The 19,939-nt window shown below is 36.5% G+C and carries 12 protein-coding genes; 8 read left to right on the top strand and 4 right to left on the bottom strand.

Translation table 11 applies throughout. The annotated features are described in order from the left end of the window. Nucleotides 1–54: 54 nt before the first annotated feature. Nucleotides 55–1,704 carry a tetratricopeptide repeat-containing sulfotransferase family protein gene (locus tag ALFOR1_RS10600; RefSeq protein WP_104642939.1) on the top strand — a complete coding sequence of 550 codons (1,650 nt, stop codon included), beginning with the start codon at nucleotides 55–57 and terminating at the stop codon, nucleotides 1,702–1,704. A gap of 175 nt (nucleotides 1,705–1,879) precedes the next feature. Here ALFOR1_RS10600 and ALFOR1_RS10595 read toward each other — a convergent pair whose 3' ends face one another. The 3 genes from ALFOR1_RS10595 to ALFOR1_RS10585 all read right to left on the bottom strand — a co-directional run bounded on the left by ALFOR1_RS10595 (nucleotide 1,880) and on the right by ALFOR1_RS10585 (nucleotide 5,342). Continuing rightward, nucleotides 1,880–2,065, bottom strand: coding sequence for a DUF547 domain-containing protein (locus ALFOR1_RS10595; protein ID WP_104642938.1), 186 nt, complete (start codon nucleotides 2,063–2,065; stop codon nucleotides 1,880–1,882). Between the two features lie 254 nt (nucleotides 2,066–2,319). Beyond that, nucleotides 2,320–4,107, bottom strand: coding sequence for a putative 2OG-Fe(II) oxygenase (locus ALFOR1_RS10590; RefSeq protein ID WP_104642937.1), 1,788 nt, complete (start codon nucleotides 4,105–4,107; stop codon nucleotides 2,320–2,322). Between the two features lie 56 nt (nucleotides 4,108–4,163). Beyond that, nucleotides 4,164–5,342: a DUF547 domain-containing protein gene (locus ALFOR1_RS10585; protein ID WP_104642936.1), complete on the bottom strand. Its 1,179-nt coding sequence runs from the start codon at nucleotides 5,340–5,342 to the stop codon at nucleotides 4,164–4,166. A gap of 382 nt (nucleotides 5,343–5,724) precedes the next feature. Between ALFOR1_RS10585 and ALFOR1_RS10580 the strand changes: the two genes are divergently transcribed. The 4 genes from ALFOR1_RS10580 to ALFOR1_RS10565 all read left to right on the top strand — a co-directional run bounded on the left by ALFOR1_RS10580 (nucleotide 5,725) and on the right by ALFOR1_RS10565 (nucleotide 13,015). Then, nucleotides 5,725–8,379, top strand: coding sequence for a TonB-dependent receptor (locus ALFOR1_RS10580; RefSeq protein WP_058548326.1), 2,655 nt, complete (start codon nucleotides 5,725–5,727; stop codon nucleotides 8,377–8,379). Between the two features lie 316 nt (nucleotides 8,380–8,695). After that, nucleotides 8,696–10,636, top strand: a complete 1,941-nt coding sequence (locus tag ALFOR1_RS10575) for an alpha/beta hydrolase family protein (protein WP_104642935.1) — start codon at nucleotides 8,696–8,698, stop codon at nucleotides 10,634–10,636. Between the two features lie 204 nt (nucleotides 10,637–10,840). Further along, entirely contained in the window at nucleotides 10,841–11,143 is a 303-nt protein-coding gene (locus tag ALFOR1_RS10570) for an H-NS histone family protein (protein WP_058548324.1), read from the top strand. A gap of 120 nt (nucleotides 11,144–11,263) precedes the next feature. After that, nucleotides 11,264–13,015, top strand: coding sequence for a DEAD/DEAH box helicase (locus ALFOR1_RS10565; RefSeq protein WP_104642934.1), 1,752 nt, complete (start codon nucleotides 11,264–11,266; stop codon nucleotides 13,013–13,015). Nucleotides 13,016–13,035: 20 nt separating this feature from the next. Here ALFOR1_RS10565 and ALFOR1_RS10560 read toward each other — a convergent pair whose 3' ends face one another. Then, a complete protein-coding gene (locus ALFOR1_RS10560; RefSeq protein ID WP_104643659.1) occupies nucleotides 13,036–13,371 on the bottom strand; it encodes a ribonuclease E inhibitor RraB in 336 nt (111 codons plus the stop codon). 213 nt (nucleotides 13,372–13,584) lie between these two features. Here ALFOR1_RS10560 and ALFOR1_RS10555 point away from each other — a divergent pair, with 213 nt between their 5' ends. Genes ALFOR1_RS10555 through ALFOR1_RS10545 form a run of 3 tightly spaced genes read left to right on the top strand, consistent with a single transcriptional unit; the run spans nucleotide 13,585 to nucleotide 19,895 of the window. Next, nucleotides 13,585–15,312 carry an autotransporter assembly complex protein TamA gene (locus ALFOR1_RS10555; RefSeq protein WP_104642933.1) on the top strand — a complete coding sequence of 576 codons (1,728 nt, stop codon included), beginning with the start codon at nucleotides 13,585–13,587 and terminating at the stop codon, nucleotides 15,310–15,312. Continuing rightward, nucleotides 15,312–19,001, top strand: coding sequence for an autotransporter assembly complex protein TamB (gene tamB / locus ALFOR1_RS10550; protein WP_104642932.1), 3,690 nt, complete (start codon nucleotides 15,312–15,314; stop codon nucleotides 18,999–19,001). The genes ALFOR1_RS10555 and tamB overlap by 1 nt, the downstream gene beginning before the upstream one ends. Nucleotides 19,002–19,028: 27 nt before the next feature. Beyond that, nucleotides 19,029–19,895, top strand: a complete 867-nt coding sequence (locus ALFOR1_RS10545; protein ID WP_104642931.1) for a peptidylprolyl isomerase — start codon at nucleotides 19,029–19,031, stop codon at nucleotides 19,893–19,895. Nucleotides 19,896–19,939: the final 44 nt, after the last annotated feature.

Here is a 19,939-nt window from a genome sequence, read left to right as displayed (position 1 = left end):
TGTGGTATAAATAAAGCGAGCTTAGGCTCGCTTTTTTTATGGAGAAATTTAAGAATGACGCAAGTTAGCTTATCGCAAGCTTTAAAGGAGCTAAACAGTGGTCAAATCAATAAAGGAAAAGCAACACTTAATATATTAGCTGCTGATCAAAATACTGCAGAGCAGGCTCTAATTCTATTATTCAAGGTTGCAATGAGTGAAAAAGACATTGAAGAGGCAAAGCTATTTAGCGACAAGCTAGTGTCTATAGCTCCGAGCAAATTTGACTATACAAATACATTGGTTCAACTATATTTGTCGACCGATGATTCTGATATGGCAATCAGTAAATTAAAAGAATTTATAAATATCAATTCTGACCACGCAGGTGCTCATTTCTTACTTGGCAGCTTAGCGCGCAAATTTGGTGATGGATATTTAGCTAAACAGCATCTGAAAAAGGCTCAAGAAAATCAATTCCAAGATCTTTATTCGTTAAAATTAGAGATAGCATTGGTTTATTCTGAATTGCTAAACGACCATAAAAACGCAATATTATGCCTAGAAGAAGCTATAAAAATTCAAAGTGATAATGTAAGTGCTTACTTTAATTTAGCTAATATTTATGAGCAGTTGGGCAATAAAAGCAAAAGCTTAGAGTTATTCCAGCAAGTGCTATTTATAGAGCCAAGGCATGGCTTAGCGCACGCGAGACTTGCTGACATAAATACATTTGATCCTGCTTCAGCGCTGGAGTATGAAAAAATGAGTCTAAAAATTATAAAGCAAGAAAAGGACAATTTAATAGTTGCTGATTTATATTATGCCCTTGGAAAAGTATTTAATGATATTGCTGATTTTAAAAAAGCTTGGGAATATTATTTTAGAGCAAATGAGGTTAATCGCTCGTACATACCAAAATACAATAAATGTGATATTAAAAAACTAACAGAGTCAACTTTAGAACGCGGGGAAGAGTTAGTTACTAGCAATGGAAATAGTGAGTTAACACCAATCATAATTTGTGGCATGTTCCGCTCTGGCTCTACTTTAATCGAGCAAATACTTGCTGCATCTGATTATATTAGTGCTGGTGGCGAAATTGACTATATTCACAAAAATTTATTTAACTTAATTGCTAATCCAGTTGAGCTCGCAAATACAGCCAGTACAAGTGAGTTTAAAGAGGGCTATAACCGTGAGTTAGCACTTAGAGCTAATAAGAGGGCATTCGTCACAGATAAAAGGCCTGAGAACTACCTCTACATTGACTTAATCAAAAGTATTTATCCAAACGCTAAGATTATATGGACGGAGCGTGATATTCGAGATAATAGTTTATCGGCATATTTTCAACATTTAGGGCCTAGTTTAAATTATGCTACTAACCTTAGCGATACACTCCATTACTATACAGCGCAGCAAAAAGTTAAAAGCCATTGGTTAAAAAAATATACCGATGATATTTTTACGGTAAACTATGATGAATTAGTTTCAAAGCCTGAAAAAGTTCTTATACCGTTGTTTGATTTTTTAGGTATTGAATATAAAGATGAAAATAGCACATTCCATGAGAAAAAAAATATTGTAAGTACTGCGAGTGTTTGGCAAGTTAGAAAGCCCCTCTATACTTCTTCATCTGGTAGATATAAAAACTTTAGTGAGTACGTTAAGCAAAATATATCTGAAAAAGAGTTTGAAGCGTTTTATAACTTGTCGCTTTAATAGTTATATTTACAGCTCTCAGTAGAGAGCTGATATACTTTAATTCTGCGTTAGCAAATCTTTTATCTCCACAGAGGCTCTGCTTTTTTTTCTATTAACTTTGAGCTTATAAAGCTTGCTTAGAACAGTCGAACAAAATCGCGTTTGAGACCTATGTTCTATGAAAAAGAACTTGCTAAATAGCTCCCATTAACAGCACCAGCACATTGCACGGCACTATGGGAAGTCCACTCAATAGTTTTTCAATCATGGCAATATTATATAAGTTTAACCAATAGGGGAGCTGTTCATCTAGGCTGAGATCGTTCAGAGGGGCTTGAACTGGCACATTTTCTAGACTTAAACGAATTTTTAAATCCACTTTTAAGACCTGTTTCAATAACCTCTTCAAAATAAAAGCGAGTGGCTTCTAATGCTGTACGCTTATTTCTAGTTGATTTTATTCTTGTACCTATAGACTTCATTGACTTAAAGCCGTTCTGTCCTACATCCATCTACAATTGTTAAGTCGAGGAGCTGGTCAAATCAGTATAATAAACCTTCATACCCTATTTAAGCTAAAGTCAGAAAACTCTTCTGGAAGTATAAAGCCATCGGCTAATACTGGGTTTTAATCTAAAGTATAGGCATAACATCGCATGGAACGGTTAAACGTGGTTGTGTACTTTTTAAAGGATATGTACCGTGCCATATATAGCTAGGAAATATAATCATTTGACCTGTCTTGGGACAAATACTTCGCGCTATCTCTTCTCTTTCTTTGAGGTTTAAACACGTTTCCCCTAGTTTTAACCAGCCACTTTTATTAGTGTCATTTTCATTTAATTCATTGGGCAAAGAAATATAACTTGGTGCAGATAACCAGCCAGCAGGGTGTATATGGTTTGCATGAAACCCTTTGTTACCTAGCTTGACTGACCAACTTCCATTAACTTTAAATGCATTATTATTTCTCGAACACAGAGGGTGGCTTTGGTCTTTTGGCAGATTAGCTAAATAGCTTGTTATGCAATTATTCATAGAATGCTTAAAGTCGTTTATTAGCTTGTTACTTCTAAATAAGAGGTGCCCCTCTGTTTGGCTACCACTTCTTACACTTTGATCAAGCAATTGTGTACTGTGTGCGTGTAAATTGAGTAATAAATCAGTGAAGTTTTCAAAAAATTGTCCGCTAGTGCTATAACCTTTTGGTTTTTTAAGCTCAAAAACTTTTACGTATTGATCGTAATTCGTCAGCCAATGATATTTATCGTTAGCTGATAAGCGCCACGCGGTGCTTAAGTAAGCCCAAACTTCTTGATTAAAGTAATCGTATTTTAAAGCACTTTCTAATTGTACAATTGCATTTATGTAGTCTCCATTCATTATGAGATAATTTGCTAAATCTATACGGTATCTACTTTCATGTGGTGCTTTTTTAACAAGCTGATTCAATAAGTTAAAAGCTTTCTCATGGTCATTTAGCTTTCCTAAGACAACGCTATGCGCATGAAGTATTGCTTGATCATTGGGGAATAGTTTTAATGCATTGGTTGAAACATCTAAGGCAGACTCATAGCTATCAGATTTAATAAGCTGTGATATAAAAGAATGTTCAATTACAGGGTGAGGTTCGTACTTCTGCTTTACTAATTTATAGCTACTTAAAAACAATTTGTTGTTTTTCGTTGAGTAGTAAAGTTTATTAAGGCTTTCATGTGCAGGGACATAATAAGGAGCAATTGTTAAGCATTGATTTAAGTAGCGTTCACACTGCTGGTTATTATTTAAATCTTTATAAATACAGCCTATTAAATATAATACTTCTGGTGCGGTACTTTTCTTTTTTTCTATATTTAATAGTAGATCTAAAGCCTCATTAAAGCGTCCCATATTTCTTAAATTACAGGCTCTTTTATAGCTTATATAAATGTTATTTTGTTGTGCTTCAGGTAGCTTATTAATAATATTTTCAATTATATCTAACTCGCCTAATGCCTCATGAAGCTCTATTTTTAACCATAAAAACCTAAACTCTAAATTAGTTGGTGTATTTATTAATTGCACTAATTTGTTAGCTTCAAGTAAGTGACCTAATTTTATTAATGCTTCTAGTTTATTTAAAGTGAGCTTAGGTGAAACGGTTGTTGCTGTTGTGTTTAATAGATTTAAACAACTTATAAAATCGCCTAACTTACAAAGTAGTCCGGTATAGTTTTCTAATAATGGAGTGCTTTTAGGGCTGTTTTTTAGTGCGAATTGGTATATTTCAATGGCTTTATCACTTTTATTCAAAGCAGTTAAACTAGCTGCTTTTAGTAAATGGGCATCCAGATTTGAAAGTTTAAACTCATCAATTATATCAAGAGATTTTTGGAAGTTTTTTGTATTGTACGCAGTAAGAGCAGCTTTAAAGTTCTGCATATAAATTACATCCTGTTTATTTTTTATATTAACAGGATGTAAAATACATTTGAATTTTAATTTTCGCTTTTATCAGTCGATAAGTCTTTTATATTGACTGTACCCGAATTACTTTCAGTTTTTAGTTTTAATGCTTTTAATTTTTCAATTTGATCAGCAGAAAACCGACCAAAATCCATAGTTTTATTGGTGATTGAGTCAGAAATAAAGTTGAGGTTTACAGCTCCAACACCAGAGCCACTTCCATCGGCGCCCTTTGGATAAGTAGAGTTACTTACTACCGCATTAAGCATAGCTGCGTTATTAGTTGCTGAAGAGCCGCCGATAACTCTCTCAGTTCCAAATATATCTGTAATGCTCCAATCTTCAATTTTAAACCTAATCGACTTAGCATTTTTTACGTCGTATCGCATACCTGTATCTACATATTTTTCTAGGTGGTAATGCAGATCAGTCTCGAAATTTTCAAATAAAGGTTTTGTTTGCTCGAAGTATTTTGAAACGTAAAGTTTATTTTTTTTCCCAAGATATAAACCTCTGTTGGAATTAACAAATTCGTCGCCATTATCTTCAAGCTGATGAAATACCTTATTGCCATAGTAGGCTTCTGCTCTTAAGTTAGGACTGCCAATATTACCCTGGTAAAAGCCATACATAACAATAGGTTTATTAGTGAATTTTTTAAAAACTATTTTTTGAATATCATTTAGAGACAATGCATGCCCTGAGACGGATAAAAACTTTTCTTCTAAAATGCTATTTTTACCAAAGAGTAACTTTTCAGTGTCTCTAACAGGGTAGTGTTTGAGTAGTTGTTCAACTACTGCGGTGTTGTAGAGGTTTAACCAATAAGCTAGCTGTTCATTTAGTGATAAGTTATTTAAAGCTATCTCATTGGGTAAGCTTTCAAGGCTTACACGTATTTTATTAAATCCTTCACTTATTTCAGACTTACTAACTTCTTCAAAGAAAAACCGATTAGCTTCGTTCTTTGTATTTTTCTTTTTTGACGAACGCATTTTTGTGCCAATTAACGCTTGTGATTTAGACGCTTTTTTTCTATCCGAACGGCCAGTATCTACAACTGTTAACTTTAAAAGTTGGTCTAAATCATCATATGAAATAGTGATGTCATTATTAATACTAAAGTCAGAGAACTCTTTCGCTAAGCTCTCATCTTTAGCAGTTGCTAAGTTACTTAAAACCAAGCATGTAAGCAAAATCCACTTGTACATAACTACTCTCCTTAGGTTTTTTAAAATACAATCTTAAACAAAAAACATTCAGTAAACAAATTGCACACCTAAAATAAACAAATTTAAATAATATATTCACAAGTTTTATTTTAGTCGCGATTTTTCGTTTGTTGATCGCGGACTTTTTTTCTTGGCTAAGATTGTCCTTAAATTAGATGTGTTGCACTTTATGCAATAGTGATTAAATGGGGATGTGTTAATTATATGTTTATGTAAGTAATTGTAAACAAACGGTTTTTTTGGTTATTGTTTTGTTGACCTTGTGCTTGAAATGATATTAATATGCGCCAAGCAGTTAATTAAAAGTATTCGCTGCATACATATAAAAATAAAATTATTCGAGTATTCCAGGGAGAATCGTATGTTAAATAACAAAGTTTCAAAGGCTGTTCGCTTAGCGATTGCATTTGGCGCAGCATCTACAGTTGCATTTTCAGCAAATACAATTGCAGCAGAAGAAGGCGCAGAGAAAGTAGAGCGCATTCAAGTAACAGGTTCACGTATTAAGCAAGTTGATTTAGAGAACAGTTCTCCAGTTACTGTAATTACTGCGGCCGACATCAACCTTTCAGGTGAACCATCTGTAGGTGATGTATTAAATAACTTATCTTCAAACTCATTTGGCTCTTGGACGGGTGTATCTGGTTACGGTGCAGGTTCTTCTGCAACTTCAAGTATTAACCTTCGTGGTTTAGGTTCTGACGCAACACTTGTATTATTAGATGGTCGTCGTATGCCTGGCACAAGTACTTCTTCAGGTGCTTCTGCTGATACATCTCTTATCCCTATGGCTATCGTTGAACGTATTGAAATTTTACGTGATGGCGCATCTGCAGTATATGGTTCTGCAGCGGTTGCTGGTGTAATTAACATCATCACTAAAAAAGATTTTGATGGTTTAAATCTTAAATATGAATTCAACCAACCAAGCGTTGACGGCGGTGATAGCAGTACTTTCTCTGTATCGTCAGGTTTTACTGCTGAAAAAGGTAATATTGTTTTCACTTTCGAACACTCTGAAAGCGATGCTATTTATGATAGAGATATTTGGGCACTTGATGACGAAACATACGGTGCATACAGCTCTTACAGCCCAGTATCTAACTACTTAGATAGTACTGGCTACCATGCAAATTCAGATTTATGTGATGCAGAACCTAATACTGTAAACACTATCGATGCTGATGGTAATGGCCGTTGTACATATAGCTACGGTGAAGTGACTAAGTTTTACCCAGATACGAACAAAAACTCATTTTTAACTAACTTTACATATGAGTTATCAGACGACATTCGTTTTATTGGTCGCGCTATGGCGAGCTTCAACGAAACTGATGCACGTTATGCTGGTACTCCAGTATCTACTACACCTATCTACATGAGCGAAGATAACCAATATAATCCTTCTGATGAAGAAGTACGTATTTTCACTCGTGCAGTACCAATCGGTAACCGTGATACAACAACTGAAGTAACAACAACTGATATTTTAGTTGGCCTTGAAGGCTTTACAGATATTGGCAATGGCCTTGATTGGGAAATTAACTTTCAAAATAGCGTATCAAAAACTAACTCATTTGGTAAAAACTTAGTAAATGATGTTGCTTTCCAAGCTGCTATTGATAGCGGTGAATACGATGTATTTAATGTTTCAGGCATGAGTTACGATGACTGGAGTACAAGCATGACTGAGCTTTACCAAGAAGCAAATCATACAGGTACGTACGAAGGTCGTTACGAAAGTAAACAAATCGATGGTTTAGTTTCAACTACATTATTAGACGATGGTGAATTTATTGTCGCGGGTGTTGTTGGTGCTGAGTTTGAACAAATCGACTTCACTCAAATTAGTGACCCAGAGTCTGCAAACGGATTTATTTCTGGTGGTTCTGGTGGTGATGATGTGTATGCAGATCGTGACCGTACAGCTGCTTACTTTGAAGTACAAGCTTCTTTCCCGCACGATGTTGATTTAACTGTTGCTGGTCGATATGAAAAATATGACCAAAGTGGTACTACTAACCTTGGTGAGAAAAGCACTACGTTTGATAAGTTTGTACCTAAAGTTGGTTTAACTTGGCGTCCAACAGATACTTTATTACTTCGTGGTTCTTGGGGTGAGTCATTCCGTGCACCAAACATGGGTGAGATGTTCCAATCTTACGCACTAAGTTTCCCAACTGTTCGTGATACAGCATGGTGTACAGCTAACCCAAATCAAGAACTTGATGGTTACTGTGCTGATGCCGGTGAGCAAGTGGCAACATGGTTTGGTGGTAACACTGAGCTACAGGCTGAAGAAGGCGACTCTACTACATTAGGTTTTGTTTGGGATGCAGTTGAAGACCTTTCAATTGAGTTAACTTACTACTCAATTAACTACGATGATAAAATTGATAGTGTAGATAATGATGAGCTTCTTCGTTTAGAGTTAGAGCAAGGTGGTTTAAATGCTACACCAAGCACTATCGAGCGTAATGCAGTTACAGGTAAAATCGATTACATGTACACTGGTTATATCAACAAGAGCTCACTGTCTACTGATGGTATAGACTTCACAGCTAGATACCGTTTTGATACAGAGTTTGGTAACTTCTCAAGTACATTAAACGTATCACGCGTTTTATCATTTGAAGAAAAAGCTGATGCAGATGCTGAAGTATTTGATTACGCAGGTTTACAAGACTACCCTGAGTGGAAATCAGACTTAGCTGTTAATTACGCTTATGAAGATTTCTCGGCTACATGGACTATGTTCTATGTTGGTGCACAGGATTCTGGTAACGAAGAGTATGGCGTAGATTACTATGCTGATATTCCTAGCTACTTCAAACATAATGTTCAAGTAAGCTATGTTGCACCTACAAATACTAAAATTGCTTTAGGTGTAAATAACTTGTTCGATAAAACAGCTCCAAGTATTTACGATGGGTTCCGAGATTACCGTGACTCTACATGGTCGCTATATGATCAAACAGGGCGTTCATTGTACTTACGCTTAGAACAATCGTTCTAAACATTATATAACTTAGTTATTAAAATAAGCCCTGCTGGTTAGCGGGGCTTTTTTATACCAACTCTCTTAACTAGTTAGCTATTTATGTTCAAGCTGTGTCGAGAAAAACGCAGTCTATTATTTAATTTTGTCGGTTATGACTGCTGAATATTACTACTTACTATATCTATACCGCCATAAAACTAGAGTTTTTCACTCCCTAAATTAGACATAAATTAAAGCTATAAATAAATGTTATTGAATTGGAACTATATCAAAAAGTAAGTTTTACTACGTAGCTTGCAGCAGTGAGTTAAATGACTAATAAGGAAATATTATGTCAACATTATTTAAGTTAATAATAATCTCTTATTTGTGTGTTATTTCTTTTGAAATTAATGCCCAAAAACCCCAACCTACAATTGAAGATTTTTTTAAAAATCCTAAGTTCTCTAATCTACAACTTTCACCTAATGGAAAGTATTTAGCGGTACTTTCGCCAATTAACGATAGAAAAAATATTGTAATCCTTGAAACGGAGGGCTTAAAAAATGCAAAGCCAGTTACAAAATTTGATGATCAAGATATAAATAACTTTTCTTGGGCTAATGATAATGAAATCGTTTTTGACCTTGATAGTAATGGCAATGAAGCTTTTAGCCTGTACAAAATAAATGTAAATACTAAAAGGGCCAAAGTAATTGAACTAGTTGGTTCCAAAGTCGGCTCATCAGGTATTCGCTCTGCAAGCATAGTACATATGTTACCTAACGACCCAGATCACATTATTATCCAATACAATGGCAGGAATATTAAAGCGCCAGATTTATATAAATTGCCATTAAATAGTAAATGGGATCGTAAGCATGAAAGAAATTACAAAATGGATATCATTGCTAAGAACCCCGGTGGTTATCAAGGTTGGCTCTTAGATCACGACGGCGATGTCAGAGGGGCGCTCTCAATTGATGGACTAAGAGGTAAATTTTATTATAAAAATAAAGATGAAGAAAAGTTCCGAGTTTTACGAGAGTATAATATTGAAGATGAAAATATTACTCCATTAGCATTTGATTTTGATAATAAAACACTTTTTGTCTCTTCAAATATAGGTAGAGATACGTCTGCTTTATACTACTTTCATCCAGAGAAAAATGAATTGGGTGAATTAATTTTTGGCATGCCAGAGGTGGATGTTTCAAATTTAATGCTATCGATAAAACGTAAAAAGTTGTTAGGAGTGAAATACTTAGACGAGTATCCTGAGGTAGTTTATTTCGATACTGAAACAGCACAAATGATGGCCTCTCTTGAGAGCGCTTTCAAAGATAAAGTGGTCAATGTTACCAGCAGGTCGAAAGATGAAGTGCTTAATATTGTGTATGTAGGAAGCGACACTGATCCAGGCCATTATTATTTGTATGATAAGGCAAAAAACACGCTTAAATCATTAGTTTCGCCAATGGACTGGCTTGATAAAAGTCAGTTATCCCCAATGAAACCTATTAAGTTTAATAGCCGTGACGGTTTAACGATTCGAGGCTATCTTACAATACCCAAAGATAGCAACGGTAAAAGTTTGCCTTTAATTGTAAACCCTCATGGCGGCCCTTACGGTATTCGAAACACTTGGGGCTTTAATCCTGAAACACAATTTTTTGCGAGTCGAGGTTATGCAACAGTACAAGTAAACTTTCGTGGCTCTGGTGGTTATGGCCGTAGATTTCAGCAAGCAGGATACGGCGGTAAGTGGGGATCCGAAATGCAAAATGACTTAACAGATGCTGTTAAATATTTAGTAAGTGAAGGGGTTGTAGACCCAAAAAGGGTATGTATTTATGGTTCTAGTTACGGTGGCTATGCAACTATGGCCGGACTTACTTATACACCTGAGATATATAAGTGCGGTATCAATTATGTGGGCATAACCGATGTAAGTTTACTTTTTGATTCACTTCCTAAACATTGGGAACCTCAAAGAGAGTTATTAAAAAAGCAAATAGGTGATCCTGATGATGAAGCGCTAATGAAAAAAATATCACCGCTTTACCATGTTGATAAAATAGTGGCGCCTTTGATGATTGTACAAGGAGCAAAGGATCCTCGGGTTGTTAAAAAGCATGCTACAGATCTAAGAGATGCTTCAGAAGATCGTGGAATCGTGCTTACTGATGATGAGTGGATTATGAAAGATGATGAAGGGCATGGATTCCAAAAAGAGGAAAATAAAATAGAGCTTTATACAAAAATAGAAAAGTTTTTGAATAAGCACTTATAGACTTGGCAGGCTATATTTTACTCTTAATTAAAGTATAGCCTTTTAATTATGCTTATACTTAAGGCTTATTTTTCATTCTAATTAATATAAAAGCATTGTTTTATATTAAGTATTCCACTTTTTAGTTTGTGGTAAAAAGCAGTTTATATGTTTATACTTGCCTTGAAACTTAAAGGTTAATACCAACAAGCAAGAGAGATATAAATGAAAGAAGTCCGATCTTTTATTAAAACAGCATCATTAACAGAGCTCGAAAAAGCACAACAAATAATTAGTGATGCAATTGCAAAATATACTGAGCAGCTACAAGCTAAACAGGAAGTGTTGGATCTTTTAAAAGAAAAAGGACTTACGTTAGAAGATTTACAAGACACATCAGCAGATAAGCGTACTAAAGTTAAAGCTAAATATCGTATAGAAGTTGATGGTGAAGTTATTGAATGGACTGGCCGTGGCCGACGTCCAAAAGCGTTTGAAGGTGTTGATTTACAAAAGCACTTAGCCTAAAAATATAAAAGAGAAGCCTAGCTTCTCTTTTTATTTTCCTGCCAATAATTCAAAAATAAAGCTGAAAAATTTCAGCCATTATTTGCTAAAATATCCTCATTCAAATCCAATTGTTTTCCTATGAGCTATAAATTAAGACCTTATCAGCAAGAAGCAGTAGAGCGTAGTGTTTTACACTTTAGAGTAACAAACGATCCTGCGGTAATTGTATTACCTACTGGTGCTGGTAAAAGCCTCGTCATAGCTGAACTCGCTCGTATTGCAAAGCAAAAGATTTTGGTACTGGCTCACGTTAAAGAACTTGTAGAGCAGAACTCACAAAAATATAAAAGTTTTGGTTTAGAGGCTAGTATATTTTCAGCAGGTTTAAAAGAAAAATCATTAAACCATCAAGTAACCTTTGCCAGTGTGCAGTCTTTATCGCGTAATTTAAATAAACTAAATGAGCATTATTCTTTACTTATTATAGATGAATGCCACCGAGTAAATGGTGATAAAAAAAGCCAGTACGGTAAAGTTATAAACGCTTTAAAGGAGTATAACCCTCAGTTAAAAGTATTGGGTTTAACGGCTACGCCTTATAGATTAGGAATGGGGTGGATATACCACCATCATTACCATGGTTTTGTTAAAGGCACGAAAGAAAGCCCATTTAGAAGTTGTATATTTGAGTTACCGCTGAGGTATATGATTAAACATAAATACTTAACGCCACCAAATGAAGTTGATGCAGCAATTAGTCATTATGATTTTTCGTCTTTAGAGGCTAATGCGTTTGGGCAATACACTACTGACGATATGAATGCGCTTTTAAAAAAGAGTGAGCGCGCAACGCAAGCTATATTGAAGCAAGTAATAAAATATAGTGAAGAGCGTGAAGGTGTTATGGTCTTTGCGGCTACGGTAATGCACGCCCAAGAGATTTTAAGCTATTTACCTGCAGCACAAAGTGCACTAATAACAGGTGATACCCCAAATACTGAACGCGATAAAATTATAAAACAGTTCAAAGCAAAGCAGCTCAAATACTTGGTTAATATATCGGTGTTAACGACTGGGTTTGATGCACCTCATGTCGATTTTATTGCTATTTTAAGGCCTACAGAATCAGTTAGTTTATATCAGCAAATTGTGGGGCGAGGACTCAGGTTATCTGAATCAAAAACGGATTGCTTAGTAATAGATTATGCCGGAAATGGTTTTAATTTATTTCATCCTGAAGTGGGCGATAAAAAAGGCGATAGTGATAACGAGCCTGTCCAAGTGCTTTGCCCTGGTTGCGGATTTGCTAATATATTTTGGGGTAAAACAGACTCAGAAGGTAAAGTAACTGAGCACTTTGGTAGGCGTTGCCAAGGCTTACTAGAAGATGATGCAGGTAGAAAAGAGCAGTGCGATTATCGCTTTAGATTTAAAGAGTGTGAGCAATGCGGTGCACAAAACGATATTGCAGCACGAAAATGCCATGATTGTGGTGCCGTTATGGCAGACCCTGATGATAAACTGCGTAACGCATTAAATTTAAAAGATGCATTGGTACTTAGGTGTAGTGGGTTATCAGTGGTACAACTTAAAGACGATTTAATTAAATTAACGTATTTTGATGAAGATGGCGCAAGTTGCGATGAGATATATAACCTTGCCAGTAAAGGTGGGCAGTTTATCTTTAATAAGCAGTTTGGTAAACGCGTGGGCCATGGACAAACACCGATAGACTTTAAAACGGCAAAACAAGTTATTAAAGCGCAGTTTGACTTAGTCCCTCCCGACTTTGTTATTGCACGAAAAAGTAAAAAATATGGTTGGAAAGTGGCTGATAAACTATTTGACTATAAGGGCAGCTTTAGAAAGGCAAATCAGTTAAGTCGTTAAACTTAACTGATTATAAAACATTAGGCGGCGTCTTCGTCCATTAATCCCCAACCATCACCGTAACCGTTATAGCTGTTAGCAATGCTTTCTAGGTATTGCTCAGCTTGTCCTAGCAATGTGTGCTCTGGCACCATTTGGACATGAGTAATTACTTCCCATACGCCAGTATCTTTGCATTTTTCAACATCAGCGTTTTGAACTAATGCATCAGAGATTATTTCTTTGGCAAACTTTTCTGCATCTGTTTGCTGCTCAAATAAAATGAAAAAATCGATTTGGTGCATTTTGCTTAAATCAACGCCAGCAGCGGCTATTTCGGCTAAAAGTAGGCCGTTATCATCATCAGGGAATTGCATTAAAAACTCATTTAAAATTAATTTTGTATTCGTAGGCACTATTGTAACCAAAATATTGTCTTAACGCGTACAAATTTTAATTAAGCTGATGCTTATTCACAGTTAAATTAACGCGCTAGATTGTCATTAAGTTAATGTGTTGCTCATTATGGCTATGCTAATATGCGCTTAATTGGTCGTTATGTATAAGATATTTAAAGTAAGGATATTTACTTGTTTATTAAGTTTTTACGTTGCATGTGTATTGTGGGAGCCTTAATCTCGGCAAACAGCTATGCAGCAGAAAAAGTCATTGAAGATTACGAAATTAAAGGAATTAGTGGCGATTTAGAAAATAATGTTGCGCTTTACCTTAAGCAATTAATTGGAGAAAAGCCAACTCGCACTCTGCGTCGTTATGCACAAAAACAAGTACAAAACAGTATTAAAGCGCTTGGGTATTACAGCCCAACCGTTGAAGTTGAATACGATAAAGACGATAGCGAGTTAATTGTTAAAGTTGAGCGTGGGCCTGCAACTCGAATAGAGGCAATTAGTATTACCTTAAACGGTGAAGGTAAAAACGATACACAGCTGCAAGCACTAATAAAAAATACTAGCTTAAAGCAGGGTGATGTTTTAAACCACGGTAGGTACGACTCTGCACATAAAAAAATAGAGTCAATGCTTTTAGAGCTTGGCTACTTTGACGCTAAATGGCCTGCAAGAAAGTTAGAAGTGTCGGTGCAAAAAAATAGTGCCGTTATTACGTTTGTGATTAATACCGGAGTACGCTATCAGTTTGGTAATATTGAAATTGCGAGTAATACCCCAGCTGAAAAATACATACGTTCTTTAGCGCCATTTACTCAAGGGCAGCCGTATAAATCAACATATATAGCCGACTATAACCTTGATTTATCAAGTACTCCTTATTTTGCAAGTGTTCGTGTTTATGCCGATATTGCCGCGCGAAAAAATAGCCAGGTACCTATCAAAGTTGATGTCCTGCCCAAACCCGCAAATAGCTATGAAGTTGGGGGGGGGTACAGCACTGATTTAGGTCCAAAAATACGTTTTAAATGGAGCAAGCCCTGGATCACTGAAGATGGCCATTACCTAGAGACGAACTTAAATGTAGCGCAAAAGCAACAAGATATTTCAATGGCTTACACCATTCCTGTTGACGATCCTAATGATGACTTGTGGCGGTTCTCTGTAGGTTACAAATTAGAAGATGAACTCACAAATGATACCTACAGCGAAATACTAACGGGCCAATTACAGCGCCAATGGCTGACCGAAAATAAGTGGGTGCGTACAGCTTTTTTACGCAGAGACCAAGAAACATATCGCATTGGTGATGAGCCTGAAGAAAGTACTGAAATGCTAATGCCTGGTATTAGTTACGCTCGCAAAAAATCAAAAGGCGGGACGACTCCTTATTGGGGAGAGCAGTGGCTAATTTCGGCTGAATTTGGCCTAGATGATGTTCTCTCAAGTACTAATTTAGTAAGAGTACAAATGCAACATGCGTGGCTACGTACCTATTTAGATAAGCATTTGGTGTTTTTAAAAGCAAATGTAGGTGCAATGCTCGTTGATGATCTTGAAAACGTACCTTACTCACTTCGCTTTTACGCCGGTGGTGACCAAAGCGTTCGTGGCTTTGCATACCAATCAATTTCGCCAGAAAATGATGATGGCGACCTCATAGGTGGTAAATACTTACTAACCAGTACAATAGAGTACAACTACCAATTTGCTCAAAATTGGCGCGCGGCTTTATTTGTTGATGGCGGTACGGCTACAAATGACTTTTCAGATGATTTTGAGGTAGGTGCTGGTTTTGGTTTTCGTTATTTAACACCTGTTGGCCCTGTGCGTATAGACCATGCTTGGGGATTAACAAAAGAAAGTAAAAGTACACGCTTGAGTATTACTATAGGGCCAGAAATTTAATGTCAGTATTTAAAAAAATAACAGCCGCCGTTAGTGCTATATTAATCACGCTGCTTATTATCGTTTTTTGTTTATTATTTACCGCCCCGGGTAATCAGTTTATTGCCTACAGTGCAAATAAAGCAGTCGATGGGTTACATATTGAAATTAAAGATGGTCGCTTTATTTACAACGATGCTTTTAATGTTCGTTTTAAGAATAACGGTTTAGATTTTAATGCTCAGCAATTAAAAATAGATTTATTTTGGTGGCAGTGTGATGGTATCTGTATTGATAATTTAAGCGCTAAATCTATAAAATTAACCTTGCCAAAAACAGTTGAGGCACAAGAGGAAACACCCTCTGAGCCCCTAGAAAAAATTACCTTACCCTTTAATGTTTCAATAAAAAATATAGCGGTTAATGATTTTACATTAAACCATCCTAGTGCAGATGTGAGTGTTAATAATTTTAAACTATCAGCTAAAGCTGAAGGTTCAAAGCTCACAGTAAAAAGCTTAAATATCCCTAGTATACTTGTTGCTTTAAAAGAGCAAGAACAACCTATCAAGGCACAAACAGCTCAAAGCAATAAAGTCGCACTTACACAATTACCAGCACTTCCTGATATTGAATTTACATCACCCATTGATTTAGCCATTGAAGCTTTTGATATTGCAAAAGTAACAATTGAACAGGGCGAGGCGCAGTATAATATCGAAAACATCTCGCTGCTATTAAGTGTAGAAAACGCAGTTATTAATTTGCAGTCGCTTTCAGCGACATATGATCAGTGGCAGCTTAATACCCAATTAGATGCAGAGCTTGCAGGTAACTTGCCTGTAAAAGGCCAAGTAACTTTGCAAAGTGATTTACATCAAGCAAATTTACAGTTAAATGGTGATTTAGCTGACTTAAATTTAAATTTACAAACGAGTGGGCAATATCCGCTCACGTTAACTGCGAACGCTAATTTAAAGCAAAAAAATTACCCATTTGAACTAAGCGGAAAAATTAACCAATGGCTTATTGATGCACAAAGTAACGAACTTAAAGTTGAAAATGTAAGCCTTAACGCAAATGGTAATGCCGATGACTACCAACTCAATTTGCAGGCAAACAGCCAATTAGGTGCTTATCCGGCTGTTAATTTTAATACTCAGCTAACAGGCGGTTTAACTCAAGCTTCGCTTAAAACATTAAGTATAAAAGCTAACGAAAGTAGCGCGATTATAAAAGCTAATGTTGATTGGCAAAAGGGTATTAAAGCGAGTTTTAACGGCTCGCTTTCAAACCTAAAAGCGCAGTATTTTACAGATGCTGCAACCAGCGATATTTCAGGGCAATTTAAAGGTTCATTTAATGCTGCAGAAGGCTCGTGGCAACTAATAATGGATGATACTAAGTTAAGCGGATTACTAAACGAGGTACCCCTTGAGTTTGCGTCAAACTTTCAGCTAGATGATGCATTAAAAGCAAATATCGATAGCCTTTATTTAAGTAGCGGCACTAATAAATTAGTACTCAGTGGGCAAGTTGATGATACCTGGAAAGTTGACGGTAAAATAACACTTCAAAGTAATGAAGAGGCAAACATGCCATTTATTGCCGACGGCAACGCCGATTTAAAAGTAAGAGGCGAGAGGTTAACACCTTCTGTCGATTTAGCGTTAATACTTGATAGCTTCATTTTTAATGAAATCAATATAAATAAACTTACGGTAAAAGGGCAGTTAGATACAGCAGCTGATTGGCAAACTGACGTATCGTTAAGTGTAGGTTCTGCGCTTGTGGCTGATGAGCAAATTAATAGTGTTAAAATTGATATTAGCGGCGATAAAACAGATCACCAACTTACAGCATCAGTAGATGCCGAACAGGGCAGTGTTGAGCTTGAAGTAAATGGCAAAATTAATAACACTACCTGGAACGGTGAGCTTAGTAATGTAACGCTCAGTGACAAAAAGCTCAGCTTTAGCAACACTAAAAATATTGCTGTTATGTTTAACTCGCAAAACGGTAATTTTGATGTGAGTGCGCACTGTTGGGCTTCTCAGCAAAGCGAGCTTTGTATAGACACGCTTGCCCAAACTAAAGAGCTAGGTCAGTTAAATGCTAAGTTAAATAATTTAGCCCTTGAAGAGCTTAAACACTTTTTGTCAGATAACATTCGCACACGCGGTGATATAACGGGTGACGTTGCCCTTAATTGGCATGCAGGCGCACTTAAAACACTACGTGGCAATATAAACTCTACAGATTTAACGGCTGTATTAACTTCAGAAGAAGACCGCTTTAAATTACCCGTAGAAACACTCAGTATTAGTGCTTTTTCAGACTCTCAAAAAGGTCAGCTCGAAGCTAATTTAGAATCAAGCGTATTAGGCAAAATTAATACACAAATTAATATTGATGACATACAAAATACGCAGGCGCTTAATGGCACTATTAATATTGATAAAATATTACTTTCAGACTTACAACCATTTCTTGAAGCACTCGAGCAATTAAAAGGTGATATTAGCGGTAAGGTAGCACTTGCGGGTACGTTAAAAGACCCACTATTAAATGGTGAGCTTAACGTAAACGATATAAACCTTGAGGGTGAACAGCTTCCTATTGCGCTACAAAAATCTAATATAAATATATTGTTTGATAAAACGACTGCCGCAATAGAGGGCAATTTAAACGATAATCAAGGTGGCAAAATAAAGCTAACAGGTGATGTTGATTGGCAAGGTGAGCAACCTAAAGTAAATGTAAATGTAGCGGGCGAGCAGTTTTTTGTACGCGCACAACAAGGCGTTACATTTAAAATATCGCCAGATTTAAAAATAGGTTTAGCCAATAATGCGCTTAAATTAGCAGGTGAAGTGGTTGTACCTTATGGCCGTATAATGATTGAAGAGCTCCCCGAAGGGGCTGTGCAAGTAAGTGACGACGAAATTATTGTTGATCAACAAACAGAAGCAACTGAAAAAGTACCGTTTGATTACGACATAGACTTAAAAGTGATTGTTAAAAATGACGTAAAGGTAGAGTCGTTCGGATTAGAGTCTAAAGTGGCAGGGGATTTAGCGATTAAAATGAGCCAAGGTGCGCCGATTATTGCCACCGGCGAGCTTAATTTGATTGACGGAACTTATTTAGCGTTTGGCCAAGATTTAATAATAAGTACTGGACAAGTCGGTTTTAGTGGCTCAATTGAGCAACCGTACTTAAATATTAAAGCAATTCGTAACCCTGATAACACCGCAAATGACGTAATTGCTGGGGTGACACTAACAGGCAATGTTGAACAACCAACGCTTAAAGTGTTTTCTGAGCCTGCAATGGATCAAGCGCAAGCATTAGCGTATTTACTAAATGGTCAACCTTTAGGTGACGGGGAGAGTTCCTCTAGTGATGCAATGCTCACCCAATTACTGCTTTCTCAAGGGGTTAGCCGAAGTGAAGGCGTGGTATCAAAAGTAGGTGAAACGTTTGGTCTTTCCGATGTTAGCTTAAGTTCGTCAGGTAGCGGTGATAGCACAAAAGTAGAAATATCAGGCTATGTAGCTCCAAGCTTGCAAGTTAAGTATAGCGTAGGTGTATTTGATTCATTAAGCGAAGTGGCTGTACGGTATCAATTACTCTCGCAATTATATATAGAAATAACCAGTGGATTATACCAAAATGTAGATGTGCTATATAAGTTTGACTGGGATTAAGCCTACACTTTGTATTATAAGGATTATATGAAAGCGTTATATTTAGCTGTGTTAATGACAGCATTAACTGGATGTGCTCAGCACTCCCAAACCACAGCAATAGCCGTTAGTGCAAGTGATGTAATAAAAAATGCTAAGGCACATGAATGGCAAACGGTAAGTACACAAAATATTTTAAAAATAACGCTGCCCACGGGCTCAGCTTATATTAAGCTCAACCCTGAGCTTGCACCTAAACATACCGCACATATAAAAGAGCTAGCACGAGAGGGTTTTTATAAAGACACCAGTGTTTATCGTTTTGTTGAAGGTTTTGTAGCACAAGGCGGCGACAGTTCAGGGAATAAAAAAATACAAACAGCGAATAAAACGGTACCTGCAGAGTTTTATTTAGAAACGACTCAGCCATTTAAAATTACTGAGTTAAAAGGCGATGGTTACGCGCCTGTTACGGGTTTTTTAAATGGTTTTGCAGTAGCGCAAAATCAAACACATACACAAACCTGGCAAGTTCATTGTAATGGTGTATTTGCCATGGCGCGTGATAACGATATAAATAGCGCGAGTACGGAGTTTTTTGTAACCATAGGACAAGGGCCGCGCTACCTCGATAAAAACATTACAGTGTTTGGCCGAGTACTTGAAGGTATGGAGCATTTTAACCGCTTGCAGCGCACACCAACCGATGGTGTTGCATTTAACCCCATAACAAATTTGCAAGTATTGGCTGATGTTAAAAACGATAAAAGTGTATTTAAAGTAATGAAAACAGATTCTGTATCGTTCAAGCAACTCATTGATGCTCGTAAAAACCGAACTGAACCATGGTTTGTGCAGTCTTACAATTATGTGGATGTATGCGCGATGCCTATACCGACTAAGCGTATCGATTAGCTAAAAACCAATATTAAAAAAGGAGCCTAAGCTCCTTTTTTAAT

Source organism: Pseudoalteromonas carrageenovora IAM 12662, assembly GCF_900239935.1.
GTDB lineage: Bacteria > Pseudomonadota > Gammaproteobacteria > Enterobacterales > Alteromonadaceae > Pseudoalteromonas > Pseudoalteromonas carrageenovora.
Note: the sequence above shows the minus strand (reverse complement) of the source record. Positions and strands in the feature narration are given on the sequence as shown.

Coding starts and splice junctions, on each gene's coding strand:
- ALFOR1_RS10600 (WP_104642939.1), top strand. CDS start 55: ATGACGCAAGTTAGCTTATCGCAAGCTTTAAAGGAGCTAAACAGTGGT.
- ALFOR1_RS10590 (WP_104642937.1), bottom strand. CDS start 4,107: ATGCAGAACTTTAAAGCTGCTCTTACTGCGTACAATACAAAAAACTTC.
- ALFOR1_RS10585 (WP_104642936.1), bottom strand. CDS start 5,342: ATGTACAAGTGGATTTTGCTTACATGCTTGGTTTTAAGTAACTTAGCA.
- ALFOR1_RS10580 (WP_058548326.1), top strand. CDS start 5,725: ATGTTAAATAACAAAGTTTCAAAGGCTGTTCGCTTAGCGATTGCATTT.
- ALFOR1_RS10575 (WP_104642935.1), top strand. CDS start 8,696: ATGTCAACATTATTTAAGTTAATAATAATCTCTTATTTGTGTGTTATT.
- ALFOR1_RS10570 (WP_058548324.1), top strand. CDS start 10,841: ATGAAAGAAGTCCGATCTTTTATTAAAACAGCATCATTAACAGAGCTC.
- ALFOR1_RS10565 (WP_104642934.1), top strand. CDS start 11,264: ATGAGCTATAAATTAAGACCTTATCAGCAAGAAGCAGTAGAGCGTAGT.
- ALFOR1_RS10560 (WP_104643659.1), bottom strand. CDS start 13,371: ATGCAATTCCCTGATGATGATAACGGCCTACTTTTAGCCGAAATAGCC.
- tamB (WP_104642932.1), top strand. CDS start 15,312: ATGTCAGTATTTAAAAAAATAACAGCCGCCGTTAGTGCTATATTAATC.
- ALFOR1_RS10545 (WP_104642931.1), top strand. CDS start 19,029: ATGAAAGCGTTATATTTAGCTGTGTTAATGACAGCATTAACTGGATGT.